Source organism: Clostridium ragsdalei P11 (assembly GCF_001675165.1).
Lineage (GTDB): Bacteria > Bacillota > Clostridia > Clostridiales > Clostridiaceae > Clostridium_B > Clostridium_B ragsdalei.
The window spans coordinates 1-871 of sequence record NZ_LROS01000070.1; the positions used below are offsets into that span (position 1 = coordinate 1).

Genomic DNA, 871 nt, shown 5'->3' on the forward strand with positions numbered 1-871 from the left:
AATCTAAAGGAAGTCGGCGGCAAAACTCTGGTCTGACGAACAGAAACTACATATAAGGCATATGCTTGTGGGTAAGGTTGCCGTACAAACCAAAGCCCTAAACTATCCGAAACAAGTGGTGTAAATGTAGCAGACAGATGGAGTGAAAGATTGCGTTCTTACCCGGGGAGGTCTGATAGGTATGTTATGGATATGAAATTAGAAATAATAACCTACACAGCGATGCGTAGCTGAACTATCATAAGTCAGCAGAGGTCATAGTACCACGCAGTATGCGTTAGCGTGGGAAGGACTGAACAATAGGAGGTTTCAGAATTTTGAAAGATACGAAGAATTGTGGCAAAAGCAGACAACTTCATAAGGAAGGCTATCTACATGGAAATAGAGTGGAACTTAAAAGCAATGTAGAAGTGCATAGTAATTAACTTCAAGAAGTAATGCAATGAATATGGAATATAGGTTTTTAAAATTAAAAGAAACGATAGTTGGATGGATAAATTATTTTGCTATCGCTGACATGAAAAATATTCTTAAAACGATTGATGAATGGCTAAGGCGAAGGGTAAGAATGTGTTTTTGGAAACAATGGAAAAAGATTAAAACAAAACACGATAATCTTGTAAAATTAGGAACACAAAATAATAAGGCATGGGAATATGCTAACACAAGAAAGAGCTATTGGAGAATATCCAACAGCCCAGTATTATCTAAAACTTTAACCAATAATTATTTAAAAAGGAAAGGACTAATCTCTATTTCAGAAACTTATTCATTAGTACATTAATTCCTATTGAACCGCCGTGTACCGAACGGTACGCACGGTGGTGTGAGAGGTCGCTGAATAAAATAATTATTCAGCTCCTACTCGATT

General features: G+C 36.5%; 1 protein-coding gene. It reads left to right on the forward strand.

Annotated features, from left to right (window positions below):
* Positions 1–442: 442 nt before the first annotated feature.
* A complete protein-coding gene (locus CLRAG_RS17920; protein WP_065079663.1) occupies positions 443–784 on the forward strand; it encodes a group II intron maturase-specific domain-containing protein in 342 nt (113 codons plus the stop codon).
* The last annotated feature ends 87 nt before the right edge of the window (positions 785–871 follow it).

Excerpts from the sequence above, each read along its gene's own strand:
- CLRAG_RS17920 (WP_065079663.1), top strand. The coding sequence starts at position 443 with ATGAATATGGAATATAGGTTTTTAAAATTAAAAGAAACGATAGTTGGA.